General features: G+C 73.5%; 9 protein-coding genes and 1 pseudogene. 4 read left to right on the forward strand and 6 right to left on the reverse strand.

Features of this window, described 5'->3' with window-relative positions; all coding sequences use genetic code 11:
* The first annotated feature begins 183 nt into the window (after window positions 1-183).
* Complete coding sequence (locus tag D455_RS29545) at window positions 184-1182, forward strand: N-acetylmuramic acid 6-phosphate etherase (RefSeq protein ID WP_040684623.1); 999 nt, start codon at window positions 184-186, stop codon at window positions 1180-1182.
* Between the two features lie 336 nt (window positions 1183-1518).
* Here D455_RS29545 and D455_RS0107020 read toward each other — a convergent pair whose 3' ends face one another.
* Window positions 1519-3087: a DUF885 family protein gene (locus tag D455_RS0107020; RefSeq protein WP_017570038.1), complete on the reverse strand. Its 1569-nt coding sequence runs from the start codon at window positions 3085-3087 to the stop codon at window positions 1519-1521.
* A 130-nt stretch (window positions 3088-3217) separates the two neighbouring features.
* Between D455_RS0107020 and D455_RS29550 the strand changes: the two genes are divergently transcribed.
* Window positions 3218-4090 (forward strand): SanA/YdcF family protein, encoded by an 873-nt coding sequence (locus D455_RS29550; protein ID WP_083922159.1) that lies wholly within the window; start codon window positions 3218-3220, stop codon window positions 4088-4090.
* Window positions 4091-4403: 313 nt separating this feature from the next.
* Here D455_RS29550 and D455_RS35850 read toward each other — a convergent pair.
* The 3 genes and pseudogenes from D455_RS35850 to D455_RS0107040 form a co-directional block, all read right to left on the reverse strand.
* Window positions 4404-5826 (reverse strand): annotated as a pseudogene (locus D455_RS35850) (hypothetical protein).
* Between the two features lie 229 nt (window positions 5827-6055).
* On the reverse strand, window positions 6056-6661 hold the full coding sequence (locus D455_RS0107035; protein WP_017570040.1) for a SanA/YdcF family protein: 606 nt from the start codon (window positions 6659-6661) through the stop codon (window positions 6056-6058).
* 105 nt (window positions 6662-6766) lie between these two features.
* Window positions 6767-7405, reverse strand: coding sequence for a DUF1707 SHOCT-like domain-containing protein (locus tag D455_RS0107040; protein ID WP_017570041.1), 639 nt, complete (start codon window positions 7403-7405; stop codon window positions 6767-6769).
* An 856-nt stretch (window positions 7406-8261) separates the two neighbouring features.
* Between D455_RS0107040 and D455_RS0107045 the strand changes: the two genes are divergently transcribed.
* Complete coding sequence (locus tag D455_RS0107045) at window positions 8262-10088, forward strand: UvrD-helicase domain-containing protein (RefSeq protein WP_017570042.1); 1827 nt, start codon at window positions 8262-8264, stop codon at window positions 10086-10088.
* Between the two features lie 231 nt (window positions 10089-10319).
* Here D455_RS0107045 and D455_RS0107050 read toward each other — a convergent pair whose 3' ends face one another.
* Complete coding sequence (locus D455_RS0107050) at window positions 10320-11846, reverse strand: DUF6114 domain-containing protein (protein ID WP_017570043.1); 1527 nt, start codon at window positions 11844-11846, stop codon at window positions 10320-10322.
* Window positions 11847-11850: 4 nt separating this feature from the next.
* On the reverse strand, window positions 11851-12498 hold the full coding sequence (locus D455_RS0107055; protein ID WP_017570044.1) for a DUF6230 family protein: 648 nt from the start codon (window positions 12496-12498) through the stop codon (window positions 11851-11853).
* Window positions 12499-12712: 214 nt separating this feature from the next.
* Here D455_RS0107055 and D455_RS0107060 point away from each other — a divergent pair, with 214 nt between their 5' ends.
* Window positions 12713-14692, forward strand: coding sequence for a GMC oxidoreductase (locus D455_RS0107060; protein WP_017570045.1), 1980 nt, complete (start codon window positions 12713-12715; stop codon window positions 14690-14692).
* The last annotated feature ends 277 nt before the right edge of the window (window positions 14693-14969 follow it).

Raw genomic sequence — 14969 nt, forward strand, 5'->3', positions numbered from 1 at the left:
CGAGGCGGTGCGGGGGCTGCGGATCAACGACGACCGCAGACGCCGCAGGGGCGACACGCCCCGCGGCGAGAGGACGGACGGAAACGACGGCTGACCTGGTGCGTCTCGGCTCCTCCGTCCGGTTTCCGTCCGGCGGTGGGGTCGGGTGCGGCCGGTCGGACTGACCGAAAGGAACGGACACGGGTGCGGACCGAACAGGAGAGCGCTGTGCACGGTGACGGGCGGGACGACGGTGCGGCCGTGATCGTGCGCGCGCCCACCGAGGCCCGTAACTCGGGTACCCACGACATCGACCTGCTTCCGGCACTGGACGTGCTGCGGCGGATCAACGCCGAGGACGCCACGGTTCCCGCCGCGGTGGGCGCGGTCCTGCCGGAGCTGGCGCGGGCCGTCGAGTTGGGGGTGGCCGCCCTGGAGAGCGGGGCGGCCATCCACTACTTCGGCGCGGGGACGTCGGGGCGGATCGCCGCGCAGGACGCCGCCGAGCTCCCGCCGACCTACGGTGTGCCCGCCGAGTGGGTGGTCGCCCACCACGCGGGCGGCGGGGAGGCGCTGGCGCGGGCCGTGGAGGGGATCGAGGACGACTGGGCCTCGGGCCGGGCGGACGCGGAGGGGATCGCCCCGGGGTCCCTGGCCGTGGGACTGGCGGCCAGCGGGCGCACCCCGTACGTGGGCGGGGCGCTGGAGGCGGCCCGGGAGCGCTCGGCCGCGACGGTGCTGATCAGCGCGAACCCGCGGGCGCCGCTGGCGGGGAGCGTGGACGTGCACGTGGGCGTGTCCACGGGCGCGGAGGTGATCGCCGGATCCACCCGGATGAAGGCGGGCACGGCGCAGAAGCTGGCGTTGAACGCGTTCTCCACCGCGGTGATGGTGCGGATGGGGCGGACGTACTCGAACCTCATGGTGGGGGTGGACGCCACCAACGGCAAGCTGCGCGGCCGGGTGGTGACCATCCTGACGCAGGCCACCGGGCTGGGCGAGAGCGCGTGCGCGGCGGCGCTGACCGCGGCGGACGGCGACACCCGGGTCGCGCTGGTCTCGCTGCTGGCCGACGTGGACGCGGCCGAGGCGGCGCGGGCCCTGGGCGCGGCACGGGGCCGGGTCCGCGCCGCGCTCGGCGAGCTGGGCGTGCCCGGCCCCGTGGCGCCGGAGGAGCCGGAGAAGCCGGAGGAGCCGGAGTAGGCAGGGCCGGACGGGGCGGTGGCGGAGCGGGCGGGGCGTGGCTGTGGCGAAGCGAGCGGTGCGGAGCGGGGCGGGAGCCCTCGACGGGTTCCCGGACCGCCCCTGCGCCGGGACCTCCGGATCAGCTGGTCCGCACTCCCTCCGCCCTGGCCCGCGCCTCGTTCTCCACAGGTACGAGGACGATCTGGCACGGTGCGGGGCGGGCGGCGTAGGCTCGGTTTCGGGGGCGCCGCGCGCCGCCGTGGGCGGAGCTCAACACCCCCGTATTCGAGTGTCCCGTACCGCCGCCCGCCCCGCCAGCCCCGGTCCGCGGCTGTGGAACGATCCCCGCCCGCGTCAGCCGCGTTCGAGGGCGGTGTCGATGAGGCCGAGCGGCGGGGATCCCAGGTCGAGCAGGGCCCGGTGGAACCGGTCGAGGGAGAACCCGTCGCCCCAGCGCTCGCGCGCCCGCTCCCTCAGCCGCAGGATCTCCAGCTTGCCCCAGGTGTAGCGGCCGTAGGTGGGGTCGAAGGTGGCCCGGCGCGCCTCGGCCAGGGCCGCGGGCCCCTGGAGCGGCGTGTCCTCGGCGAACCGTGCGGCCGCCTCCTCCACGGTCATGGTGCCGCTGTGCATGCCGATGGCCACGGAGAGCCGGGTGACGCGGATGAGCGCCTCCACCCACACACCGGTCTCGTAGTGGTCGGCGGTCCACTTGGGATCGCCCAGGCGTTCGGCCGCGTAGGCGCCGAAGCCCTCCTCCACGCACAACTCCTCCACGTAGTGCGCCCAGCCCTCGGCGAAGGTCATGGAGTGCAGTGCCCGGCGCACCGGCCCGGGCGCCCGGCGCAGGGCGCGGCCGTGGGAGAAGTGGCCGGGAGCGACCTCGTGCACGCTCACGGCGGGCAGGGTGGTGTGGCTGAACATCTCCAGCCACTCGTCGGCCTCCTCCTTGGTCCAGGAGGCGTCGGGCGGGGTGATGAAGTAGAAGGAGGGCGTGTCGGCCTCCCACGGCCCGGACCACGCCATCATCGCGGTGGCCCAGCGCTGGGAGGGCGGGGAGACGTCCACCCGGCACTCTCCGTCGTTGTGGGGCGCGAGTCCGCGCTCGGCGGTGAACTCCAGCGCCAGTTCCGTCCAGCGGCGGGCGGCGTCCAGGACACCGCCGGTGCCGGGGTGCTGGCGGGTGAGCTCACGGACGAACTCCATGGGCTCGCGTCCGGGCGCGAGCCGCCCCGCGGCTTCGGCGAGACGCGCCCGGAGGCGGTCGCGCTCGGCTGCGGCGCGGGAGGCCAGGTCGGCGATGTCCACCTCGACGGCCTCGCCGCTGCCCATCAGGCGACCGAGTTCCGCGCCGCCGAGTCCGGCGTCCCGGGGTCCCTGCTCGGCGGCCTGACGGATGTGGGCCACAAGGCGCGTATGGGCCGCGAGGGCCGCCTCCCGGACGTCGGCGGGCAGGTCGCCGGGGAGACCGTCGGCCGCTCCCCGGACGGCGCCGAGGAGGGCCTCGGCGACGGGCGCGGGCATCCGGTCCAGGGCCGCGATCGCGTTGTCTACCACGCGCGGCCACTCGGCCAGGTGGGCGACGCGCGCGGCGTCGCGGTCGGCCCGGGGCGCGTACTCCCGGTCGTAGCCCGACAGGTCGAGCTCCGCGAGGTGGTAGAGGGGGTTGGAGCGGTGGAGCTGGAGCTCGCCGAGCTCGTAGCGGAGCGCGTTCTCGAAGGCGGTCAGGTGGGCCTCGTCATGCGGATCGTCGAGGGGGTCACCGCCCAGGCGGGCCAGGGCGTCCCGGACCCCGTCGGGCGACATGTCGGCGACCCTGCCGTCGTACTCGTGCATACCGGCGCCCTCACGCATGTTCCCCGGCATGAGGTCGGCCAGGTGCCTGAGCCGCGCGGGCAGGTCGTCGTGCTGTGACTGGAAAGGCATGCGGCGACTCTAGCCCTGGTCCCGGGACGCGGAACAGCCGGTTTCCGGTACGGGACCGTGGTTTCACACGGAAACCGGGGAACCCGTGCGCGGCCGGAACTCCGCGCCGGAAACGGACGTCTTCCCGGACGTGACGACCTCAGACCACGCCGCCCCCGAGAACCCCGACCACACCCCCGTTCCCCACGATCCCGCGCCCTCCGGTTCCGGCCGTGCCAGCGGTTCCGGCGGCACGGACCGGGGCGACGGAAGACGCCGCTCCCGTGCCAGGCCCGGGGGCCGCGGGCGTGCCCGGAGGACGGGTGCCTCCGGTAACCGCGGCGGGCGCCCGAGGTGGCTGCGGCACCTGGCCCTGCTGACCGTGTTCGCGACGGTGGCGGGTTGCGCGCCGTTCCTGTGGGTGCTCGTCTCCACCTCCGACCACCGGTACACCGCCGGAACCGTTCCCGAGCGCCCGGTGGCGTTGGTGCTGGGCGCGGGCGTGCGCCCCGACGGCCGGCCGAGCCTGTTGTTGGCCCGACGCCTGGACACCGCCGCCGATCTCTACTTCGCCGAAAGGGTCGACGTCGTCCTGGTGACCGGGGACAACAGCGTCGAGCACTACAACGAGACCGACACGATGCGCGCCTACCTGGAGGCGGCCGGGGTTCCGGAGGAGCACATCGTCGGCGACTACGCCGGGTTCTCCACGTGGGAGTCGTGCGTGCGCGCCCGCCAGACCTTCGGGGTGGAGGAGGCCACGGTCGTCACCCAGGACTTCCACCTGCCCCGGGCCGTGCGGCTGTGCCGGTCGGCGGGGATCGACGCGGTGGGTGTGGCCGACTCCAGCCTGCGGGAGCGTACCTTCGCCACCGTGTACGGGTGGTTCCGGGAGGTCCCGGCGGCGGTGGCGGCGCTGGGCTCGGTGGTGTTGCGGCCCGACCCCACGTTCCTGGGCGACTACGAGACCGGTGTGGACGACGCCCTGGCCCTGGACCGCGGGTCGGACGCCGCGGGCGGTTGAGTCCCGGCCGACGCACGGCGCGGGGCGTGAGGAACGCGGCGCGGGGACGCGAAGGACGCGGATCCGGCGGAGGCGCACGCCGGTGGAGGCGTGGCGCGGAGCGACGGAAACTCGGCGCGGGGCGGCGGGAGGAACGCGGCGCGGGGCGGCGGGCACACGGGGTGCGGCGCCTGCGGGAAACACGCCGGTGGGCGTGCGGGGGCGGCACGGTGCTGGCGACTTCTCGGGTCCCCGTATCCGGGGAACCCCGGACGGGCGGCCGACGGTGGGGGCTGTGGACACCCTCCCGCCACCGTGACGGCCGCCCCGCGTACTACTGGCGTCCGCCGCCGAAGAGGCGTCCGAGCAGCCCGCCGGGCTGGGGAGCGGCGGGGGGGNGCCGGAGCCGGGCTCTCCTCCGGCTCGGGTTCGGGCTCCACTCCCACGAGCGCGCAGAACTCCTCGGCGTCGTCCGGGAGCGACCACGCGCGCAGGGTCCGCGTGAACTCCTCGTCCTCCCACGCGGAGGCGGGCAGCTCGGCGATGGTCCACAGGACCTTGAGGGTCTCCTCGTCGTAGTCGGCCCGTGCGTGCTCCTCCGCGGTGCGCTCCTCGTTGCGGGGGCCGAGCACGAGTTCCAGGCCCGCGCCCGTCACCAGGGCGCGCGAGTCCTCCTCGTCCCTGATCAGGCCGGGGAGGATGTCCAGGCGCAGGCGGCGGGCCCGGGCGCCGGCGCGGCCCAGCGCCAGGAAGCCCAGGACCTGTGGGGAGTGCCCGCCGCAGTGCGGCCAGGACTCGTTGAACAGGCCCTGGTACCCCATGGAGGTGCCACCGCCCCGGCCGATGCGGCGCGGCGCCTCGCGCGGGGTGTTCTCTCCGTGGATGAGCAGCATCGCCACCGAGGCGGCGAAGGAGTTGTACAGGTTCCCGCCAGCCATCTGGTGGAGGAGCCCGACGGAGGTGTCGACGTCGTCGGGGCTGGCCAGCAGTCCCAGGGCGAACAGCTCGGCGGGCAGCGGCTCACCGTCGTCCATCGTGTTCATGGCGTCGCGCAGGCTCGTGGGCGGCGGCGGGGCCGGACGCAGGTCCTTGGCGAGCAGGACCTGGGAGGCGCCCGTGATCTCGGCGGTGATCCGCTCGGCGTCGTCGGGCAGGAAGGCCAGCAGGTAGCTCACCCACTCCCCCGCGCGGTCCATGCCGCCGCGGTTGGCGCCGCCGCTGAGCAGCGTGACCAGGTCGGGGACACGGGCGCGGACGGCCTCGTAGGTGTCCAGCTCGGCCTGGAGGATCGCGGCGCCGTCTGGCCGCTCCATCACGGCGAGCCGGTTGCGCATGCGGTGGTAGTGCTGTTCGTCCGGGGCCTCCTCCATCCAGTCCCGGTACTGCTCCCGGACCTTCTCGGCGTCGTTGGAGGCCGCCCACGCCACCTCGTCGCGCCACTGGTCCAGGTCACGCGGTTCGGGGAAGCGGTCCTCGGCGTGCCCGACCACCAGTTCCAGGAGGAGGCTGAGGGGTCGCCATCGGTCGGTGGCCGGGGTGGACTCGGCGCAGGCGATGTCGACCAGGAAGTCGACCGCCTTGGGCGCCGCGAGGTGTCCCGGGGCGGGGAAGTGGATGATGTCGTGGAGTTCGGAGAGCGCGCTGTCGCTCCCGGCGACCTGGCCGAGGAGCTCGGGGACGCGCGCGCCTCCCTCGGGGGCGAGTGCCGCCCAGTCCACGTTCTCCGCGCGGTCGTGTGGGTCGGTGGTCGCGTTCATGGTGACGATTATCCCGCCTGATCCGGTACGCGCGAACCGGCCTGTGGACGGTCACGGATCCGGACGTGTGCGGTCACCACGAAGCGGGCGGGGACGGGATCCCCCCGATTCCCACGTCAGGTCCGCGCGATGTCGGGGCACCAGACACGTTCCTCACCTGTGGACGACCCAGCGCCCCTGGACGACCCACCGCCCGTGACCGGCCGGGCCCCGAGCCCGGCGCGCTGGGTCAGCGCTCGGCCCGTGCGGGGGCCGGACGCAGGACGGCGTCGCGCAGGGCCTTGACCGCCGCGCCGACCTCGCGCGCGTAGCCGATCACGGTGGCGCGGCGGCGGGCACCCATGCTGGGGTCACCGACCCCGACGGCGTCGATCCCGGCCGCGCGGGCGAGGGCGACGGTGCGGGGCAGGTGGAAGGACTGGGTGACCATGGTGGCCTCGCGCACGCCGAACAGGTCGCGTACCCGGACACAGGTGTCCCAGGTGCGGTAGCCGTGGGGGTCGGCGTCGATCCTTTCGGCGGGCACGCCCTGTTCGCGCAGGTACGCGGTCATGGTGTCGGTCTCGTGGCGGGACACCTCACGGTTGTCGCCTGAGACGAGGATCCGGTCGACCCGACCGCTCTCGTACAGGCGCGCGGCCAGGTCCAGGCGGCGGGCGAGCAGCGGCGAGGGCCCGTCCTCCCACGCCGCGGCGCCCAGGACCACGGCCACGGGCCGGTGCGGGACGGTGCCGACGCCCTTGCGGCGGCCGACGCTCGCCAGGCGGGTCCAGGCGTAGGGGGCCAGCGCCAGGGCGCACCCGCCCACTCCGACCGCCGCGATCCACAAACCCACCCCTGCCGCCCTTCCGTCGTCCGTGCGGCGCGCGGGGCCGCGCGCCGCACCCATCATGGCGCACGACGGGAGCGGAGGTATCCGGACGAAGGCGGACGCCCGGGCTCAGCCCCCGAGACCGCGGCCCGCGAGGCCGCTCCAGGAGAAGAAGCCCTTGTACCGGACCGTCAGGGAGCCGCCCTGACAGAAACCGGTGACGACGAAGTGCGGACGTCCGGGCACGCGCACGGAGTCGACGTTGATCCGCAGGGTGCCGAACCAGGAGGCGTCCGCGTCGACCTCGGCGGTGGCCCCCTCCGGGAGGATCAGGTCGGCCGAACCCCAGTTGGCGTCGACGTGGACCTCGACGACCTCGGTGGTGAGGACGGCCTCGCGGAAGTCCAGCCGGGTGGCGCCGTACTTGTTCAGGGCCTCGACGCGGTGCGGCACCCGCCACTGGCCCTTGCGGGAGACGACGTTGCCCCCGGAGTGGATGACGAGGGCGTCATCGCCGTCACGGCGGTCCGCGGGACGGTTGTCCTCGACCGCCGGGACCGGACCGGTGGCCGCGCCCGGACCCGTGGGCAGGTCGGCGGTGATCGGTTCGAGGTCGGCGTAGGTCTTGGCGGCGTAGGCGGCGTCGAGCCGTTCATCGAGCTCGTCGAGGGTGATCCGCCCCTCCGCCGCCGCCTCACGCAGGACCTCGGCCACCTGGTCCCTCTCCGCGTCGGAGACGCGCATCCGGCTCATGTCCTTGGAGGCCACTGTGCTCGCCCGGTCCTTCCCACTCTTTTGTCACCCCCACGGTAGAGCATGGGGGAGGAGGAGCACAGGGCGGAATCCGGCGCCGTGAGCGGTGTCCGGGGCCGCCCCGGCACGGGACGGCCATCGGTCCGTGTCCGGCCCCCTCCCCCGCGTGTGTCGCCCGAGGTTCGCGGTTCCGCGCGCTTTGGGGAGGTCGGGGACTGGGTACCGCTTCTCTAGGGTGGTTGAGGACTCTGCCGGGGTAGGACGGACCCCGGCAGAGTCCTGAGCCACACGTGGTTCGTCCTCCCGCGTGGATACACGATCTCGCGTCGGCACGCGTCTGCACAGAGCGTGTCCGGAACCGGCCACCCGGTGTACCGGGGGCCGCGACGAGCGTCCCGCTCCGCGAGGACTTTCGCCCCCTCGCCTCCGCCTTTTTCGGTCCTCCTCTCGTCGTGTGCTCGGACCGGCCCCATCTCCCCCGTGAATCCCCCTCGGAACAGGTGTTCCTTCCGTAGGCGCATGCACCGGGAACCGGGTTTCGGTCTAGGCCATAACCCCTATTACGGACTCCCGGGCCTCATGGAGAACCGCAGGTCACGGAGGCCCTCTCGGAGCTTCCCGAAAAACGTGGGCGCACCTCTCGAACGCAGGTCCGCAAAGACCCTTCTGACCTGCAAGAACAGAGAGGATCACGACGCCCCGGAAGCTGGCGGGAATCGCACCTGGAGCGGCGTTTGCCGGAATTCGGCCGCGAGTATCCCTTCTATGAGCGCGACAGCCGTCCGACCGGCTCCCCCGCGCGAGACCATCCGCTCCGACCGCCCCGAGCACCACAGACACCACCTGGTCGAAGACCGGAGGAATCCACGACGTGTCCGCCCTTGCGATCGCCCCGACGTTTCTCAGCGACTTCACCCGCCTCACGCCCGACGTCCAGCTCCACACCCTGGCCGTGATGCGCGCCTACCAGGCGGGCGACCGGCCCGACCTGGAGTCCGTCGCGGACGCGGCCGACCCGCGCGTCCGGGTCGTCAGCATCGCCCCCGACTGGTCCGGCGTCGTCGTCCCCGACCCCGACGCGGGAGAGCACGACCAGCCCGGCGAGGGCCTCAGCGGCCGCCACGCCGACGGCACGCGCTACCGCCTGATCACCGTGCGTCCGCACGACGAGGCCCTGCGCTTCGCACGCGGCCTGCGCCCCGACCCGCCGACCGGGGCGGCCCCCGACGGGGTCGACCCCACGCCCAGCGGCCCGCCCGAGCTCGCCGGTGCCCTCAGGGCGCCCTTCGACCAGTGGCAGCTCACCCTGCACCCCGACCAGCACCGGATCACCGAGGCCCACTACAACGGTTCCACGCAGGTCACCGGCGGCCCGGGGACCGGTAAGACCGTGATCGCGCTGCACCGGGCCGCCTACCTGGCCGAGCGCGACGCCGCCGCCCACCCCGAGGACACCCGCGAGTCGGTCCTCCTGACCACCTACAACCGCGCGCTGGCGCAGTCGCTCGCCGAGCGCATGGACCAGCTCCTGCCCGACCCCGGTGTCCGCGCGCGGGTGCGCGTGGCCACCATCGACAGCCTGGCCCACTCGGTGGTGCAGGCGCACACCAGCATGGCGCCGCGCCTGGTCGGCAAGGACGAACTGGCCCGGCGCTGGCGCGCGGTGGCGTTGGCCGACGGCCTGCCCTTCTCCGGCCGCTTCCTGGTGGACGAGTGGGAGCAGGTCATCCTCGCCAAGGGCCTGGAACTGCTGCCCCAGTACATCCGCTGCGAGCGCAGCGGCCGGGTGCAGCACCTGGCCCCCGAACACCGGCGGCAGGTGTGGGAGACCGTGCGGCGCTACGTCGGTGCCATGCGGGTCGAGGGGCTGTGGTCCTACCCCCAGCTGGCCGCCGAGGCCGCCGGGTTCCTCGGCCGCGGGGAACCGCTGTTCCGGCACGCGGTGATCGACGAGGCCCAGGACCTGCACCCGACGCAGTGGCGGATGCTGCGCGCCGCCGTTCCCGAGGGACCGGACGACCTGTTCATCGTCGGCGACCCGAACCAGCGGGTGTCCGACAACCGGGTGTCGCTGGCCTCGCTCGGCATCAACGTGCGCGGACGCGGTCAGCGGCTGCGGGTGAGCTACCGGGTGACCCAGGAGATCCTGGACTGGAGCATGCCGATCCTGAACCGCCGCTCGACCCTGGGCATGGACGACAACGCCGACACCCTGGCCGGATACCGCTCGCTCCTGCGCGGCCCCGCCCCGGTGGTGCGCGGCTGCGACGACCGCGCCGAGGAGCTCGCCGCGCTGGGCGACTGGGTGCGGGTGTGGCTGGAGGCGGGGGTCAACCCCGCGGAGATCGCGGTGGCCGGGCGCAACCAGTGGGTGGTGCGCGGCATCGCCAAGGAGCTGGAGGCCCGGGGCGTCCCCACCGCCCAACTGGAGGACGGCGGCGGCACCGAGGCCGTGCGCGTGGGGACGATGCACCGGCTCAAGGGCCAGGAGTTCCGTTGCGTGGCCCTGGTCGGCGTCAGTGACCACCTGCTGCCGCCCAAGGCCGCGATCGAGGCCGCCGACGGTGACCAGGTGGCGCTGGAGCACGCCTTCCAGCAGGAGCGGACGCTGCTGTTCGTGGCCTGCACCCGGGCGCGCGACGCGCTGTACGTGTCGCACGTGGGCCGGGCCAGCCGCCTGATCAGCGACACCTGGTAGGTGGTGTGCGGGTGGGCGGGGACTTCCCGTCCGCCCGCCACGGGCGGTGCCCGGCCGCGGCGCCTTCCCCCTCGCCCCTCGAACCGGGGCGCTCCGCACGTGGCACCGATCCCGTCGTCGCTCTCCGGCACCCGCCGCGGGCGGTGCCCGGCCGCGGCGTGCCCGAGGAGAGGGGACGGCACGGCGGGGACGCCCCCGTGGTGGCGCCCCCGTCGTCGTGCCGTGGCGGGGTCAGAGGTCGCCGTACCGGCCGTTGAGGTCGGGGATGTTCATGACGTCGGTGCTGGCCATGGGGTCGTCCACGTCCACGTCGGTGACGATCATGTACGGGAGCAGCAGCGGTGGCGGGAAGTCCGGGGTGAAGGTGATCGGGATACCCAGGATCCGCACGTGCATGCGGGTGATGTGCATCCGGACGGAACCGTCCATGGCCATGGTGGGCAGGCCGAGGCTCATCCGGGTACCGGCGTCCTCGAACCACAGTTCGGCACCGACGAAGTCGGCCCTGCTCATGGTCAGCCGGATGTACCTGCGGGGACCGTCGACGGTGGGGCACTCCACGACGCCGTCGTAGCTCGCGCCGCTCATCGTGAGCCGGTCGGCGGTCAGGCCGGACGTGCGGACCGAACCGGTGAAGCAGTCGTACCGCTCGTCCACCTGGACGTCGGGGAGCTCTCCCGCCTCCCGGGCGGCCTGGCAGTCGCGGACGGCGTCCAGGAACTCCTCCTCGGACTCGGTCAGGGCGGACTCGCCCGTGCGCATCCGGCACTGCTCCGGAACGCCCTCCTGCGGATCCTCCCCGGTCTCCTCCTCCGCTTCCTCGTCCGTGCCCTCCGGCGTCCCGTCCTCCGCCCGCCCGCCGTCCTCACCGCCGGTGCCCCCGTCCGGTTCGGTGCCGGGCTCGGTGGGTTCGCCGCTCGGGGTGTCGCTCGGGGTGTCGCTCGGTGCTCCGCTCGGACCGTCCGTGGGTTCGGCGGAGGGGGACGGCGACGGCGAGGGCTGGTCGGTGGTCTGCTCCTCCTCGTCGTCCGAGGGCAGGAACCAGTCCCACCAGTCGGAGGGCGCGGAGGCGCTCGCCAGGGTCACGGCCACCGCCAGGGGCAGGGCCAGAGCGGCCAGCGGCCGGGTTCCCGAGCGGGGATCGGAGACGACCTCGTCGGAGGCTCCGCGTTCCGCGGCTCCGGCGCCCCGGGGGGAAGCGGTTCCGGTACGGGCTTCGGCGGAGGACACGGCCGGGGTCCTCCTCCCGGTCCCCTCCTCGGAGTCCCCGGATCCCCCGGCGGCCCCGTCCTCGGAGGCGTCGCTCCGGTCCGTGGCCTCCTTGCGGCGCCGCAACGTGCGCCGTGTACACCCCGCGCGCCGGGGTCGCCGCTGCCGGGTGGGCGCCCACGCGAACACGAGCGCCCCGCCGACGATGCCGAGCAGCATCCCGATGACGAACCCGCCGAAGTTGGAGGTCACGTAGGACACCAGGGCGAGCATGAGCCCGACCACCCCGAAGAAGAAGTGCTGCGCGGTCTGGAACCAGCTCAGCACGCCCAGGGCGATCAGCAGCGTCGCGATGAGGACGCCGGACACACCGGCGATACCGGAGTAGACGAGCAGGTCGATCGGGATGATGAGGCTCTGCGCGGCCGGCGCGACCAGCAGCTCGACTCCGGCCAGGACGAGGAGGAGGCCGCCCCAGAACGGGCGGCGGCGCCGCCAGCTCCGGAAGCGTCCCCAGCCCGCGCGGAACAGGGTGAGTGCGTGGGCCATGGGATCAGAAGCACTCGTGTTCGCCGGGCTTGACGGCCAGGCTCAGACCGGACAGGTGGAGGGAACCGGAGGTGACCGCCAGGGTCGTCAACTCCATGTCGGTGACGGTGATGCTCTCGGACTGGAGGCCGAAACCGCCCGCGGGGCCCTGGCCTCCCTCGACCTGGTCCAACGTGCTGGCGTCGCGTCCGATCTCGATGGCGCTGAACTCGGCGTTGCCCTGGAGCTGCTCGATGTCGAGGACGAGGTTGGTGCCCTCGACGGGCTCGGACTCGCCCGCGGTGATGACGAGGGTGGCCTGGCCGATGGGCAGGTCCCAGAGGGAGGACATGCACAGGTCGGTCAGTTCCGCGCTGCCGACCGAGGAGAGGCCGACCGGGCGTGAGGAACCGTCGACGGAGTTGGCGACGTCCCCGTACTGGGTGAAACCGGTACCGACGAGCTGGCCGGCGGACATCTTGAAGCTGTCGCCGGACACGGCGAAGGAGGCGGCGAGCAGCCCCTGCGTGGTCATACCGCCGAGGACCGCGGCGGCCGCGAACCCCGGGACGGCGACGAGGGCGAACCTGCGCCAGACGGTTCCGCCACCGCCTTCGTGCTGCTCAGGCACATCCTGGGACGCCTCGGGCGCCTCGCCGGAAGCCTTGGGCATGAGTACCTCCAGTGTTCCGCCGCGCGAGGGCGGCGAGGGGGAGCGAAACTTGCGCCGAGGCACGCCACGCGTGTTACATGGAACACACCCTACTCGGCGGTAGTGACGAACATTACAATACTTAATGTCACATTTCTAGATGGCGCATTCAATGTTGCGGACTCGTGTCCGGCGCACCACGAGAAACCGCGACTGACCTGGAGAGAGACCAGCCGTGCCCCCAGAGCGCAGAACAGATTCCACCGCCACCACCACCGCTTCCGCCCCCGCTTCCAGCCCCGCCCGCGCGACCGAGGAGAACGACGACCGCTTCGACTACGACGTCCTCGTCGTGGGCTCGGGGTTCGGCGGTTCGGTGAGCGCCCTCCGCCTCACGGAGAAGGGTTACCGCGTCGGTGTCCTGGAGGCGGGACGCCGTTTCAGCCCCGAGACGCTGCCGTCCTCCTCCTGGGACGTCGGCAACTTCCTGTGGGCGCCCCGGCTCGGCATGTACGGCATCCAGCGCATCCACCTGCTGCGCGACGTGATGATCCTGGCGGGTGCCGGTGTCGGCGGCGGTTCGCTCAACTACGCCAACACGCTCTACCACCCGATGGACCCGTTCTTCGAGGACCCGCAGTGGCGGCACATCACCGACTGGAAGGCGGAGCTGGCACCGTTCTACGACCAGGCCCGCCGCATGCTCGGCGTGCGCACCAACCCCACGGTCACACCCTCCGACGTGCACCTGAAGGCGGTCGCCGAGGACATGGGGGTCGGGGACACCTTCCGCCTCACCCCCGTGGGCGTGTGCTTCGGAGACGGTGAGGACGGCGACGGCAGCCGGGCCGAGCCCGGCGCGTCGGTGGGCGACCCCTACTTCGGCGGCGCGGGCCCCGACCGCCGTGCCTGCACGGAGTGCGGGGAGTGCATGACCGGCTGCCGACACGGCGCCAAGAACACGCTGACCGAGAACTACCTGTACTTCGCCGAGCGCGACGGCGCCGAGGTGCATCCCCTGACCACCGTCGAACGTCTGCGCGAACTGCCGGGAGGGGGCTTCGCCGCCGACACCCTCCGGACCGACGCGCCCCGACGGCGGTCGAACGCCCGCACGTTCACCGCCCGCCAGGTCGTGGTGGCCGCCGGGACCTACAACACCCAGACGCTGCTGCACCGCATGCGCGACTCCGGGATGCTGCCCCGCCTGTCTCCGAGGCTCGGCACGCTCACCCGGACCAACTCCGAGGCGCTCGTGGGCGCGATGAGCCGCCGGGTTCCGCCACCGGAGGACCTGACGCGGGGCGTGGCCATCACGTCCTCGATCCACCCGGACGAGAACACCCACATCGAACCGGTCCGCTACGGCAAGGGCTCCAACGCGATGGGGCTGCTCACCGCCATACAGGTGCCCGGCGGCGGAAGGATCCCGCGCTGGCTGCGGTTCCTGGGGCTGGCGGCGCGCCACCCGTACGTGTTCGCGCGCAGTTTCTCCAACCGGCGCTGGTCGGAACGGACCATCATCGGTCTGGTGATGCAGTCCCTGGACAACTCGCTGACGACGTCGGTGCGGCGGGGGCTGTTCGGCGGCGGGAAGAAGCTGACCTCCCGACAGGGCCACGGCGAACCGAACCCGACGTGGATCCCCGCGGGACAGGAGGCGGCCAGCAGACTGGCCGAGCGGATCGACGGCTTCCCGGGGGGCACGTGGGGCGACGTGTTCAACATCCCGATGACCGCGCACTTCCTGGGCGGCTGCCCGATCGGCGACAGCGCCGAGAGCGGGGTCATCGACCCCTACCACCGGCTGTACGGCCACCCGGGCATCCACGTGGTGGACGGGTCCGCGGTCACGGCGAACCTGGGCGTGAACCCGTCACTGACCATCACCGCGCAGGCCGAACGGGCGATGTCGATGTGGCCGAACAAGGGTGAGGAGGACACCCGGCCGGAGCAGGGCGCCGGGTACCGGCGTGTCAGGCCGGTGTTCCCGGAGTCCCCGGCGGTTCCGGCCGGTGCCTTCGCCGAGCTGCGCTTCACCGCCTCGCTGCCGCTGACGGTGGTCGACACCGCGTCGGAGGCCGGAGAGGCGGCCGGGGCCGGGAACGGAGCCGGGGCCGCCGGGGCCGGTGCCGGGGCCGCCGGGACCGGTGCCGGGGAGGCGACGGGTGTCGACGAGGTGGCGGAGGCTGTCGGGGACGACGGCCGGGCGTGAGTGCCGCCATGGGCCCGTTGCCCGTGGGGCGCCGGTGGCCGCAAGGCGCCTGCGCCCTCAGGAACGCGGGCTCCGTCAGGGCACGGGTGACCGCAGCGGTGCGAGGCGGCTGACGGGGCAGTCGCCCGCAAGGGCACGGGCGCCCGCAGGGGGCGGTCCCGACCGCCGAAGGGCGGGCGCCCGCAGGAGTCCGGGTGTCCGCAGGAGTCCGGGTGCCCGTAAGGGTGCGGGGTGTCGGCGGGAACGCGGTCAACCCCGGGAGGGCGAATGGCCGCAG

Source organism: Nocardiopsis halotolerans DSM 44410 (genome assembly GCF_000341065.1).
GTDB lineage: Bacteria > Actinomycetota > Actinomycetes > Streptosporangiales > Streptosporangiaceae > Nocardiopsis > Nocardiopsis halotolerans.

Excerpts from the sequence above, each read along its gene's own strand:
- D455_RS0107020 (WP_017570038.1), bottom strand. The coding sequence starts at position 3,087 with ATGCCTTTCCAGTCACAGCACGACGACCTGCCCGCGCGGCTCAGGCAC.
- D455_RS0107050 (WP_017570043.1), bottom strand. The coding sequence starts at position 11,846 with ATGGCCCACGCACTCACCCTGTTCCGCGCGGGCTGGGGACGCTTCCGG.
- D455_RS0107055 (WP_017570044.1), bottom strand. The coding sequence starts at position 12,498 with ATGCCCAAGGCTTCCGGCGAGGCGCCCGAGGCGTCCCAGGATGTGCCT.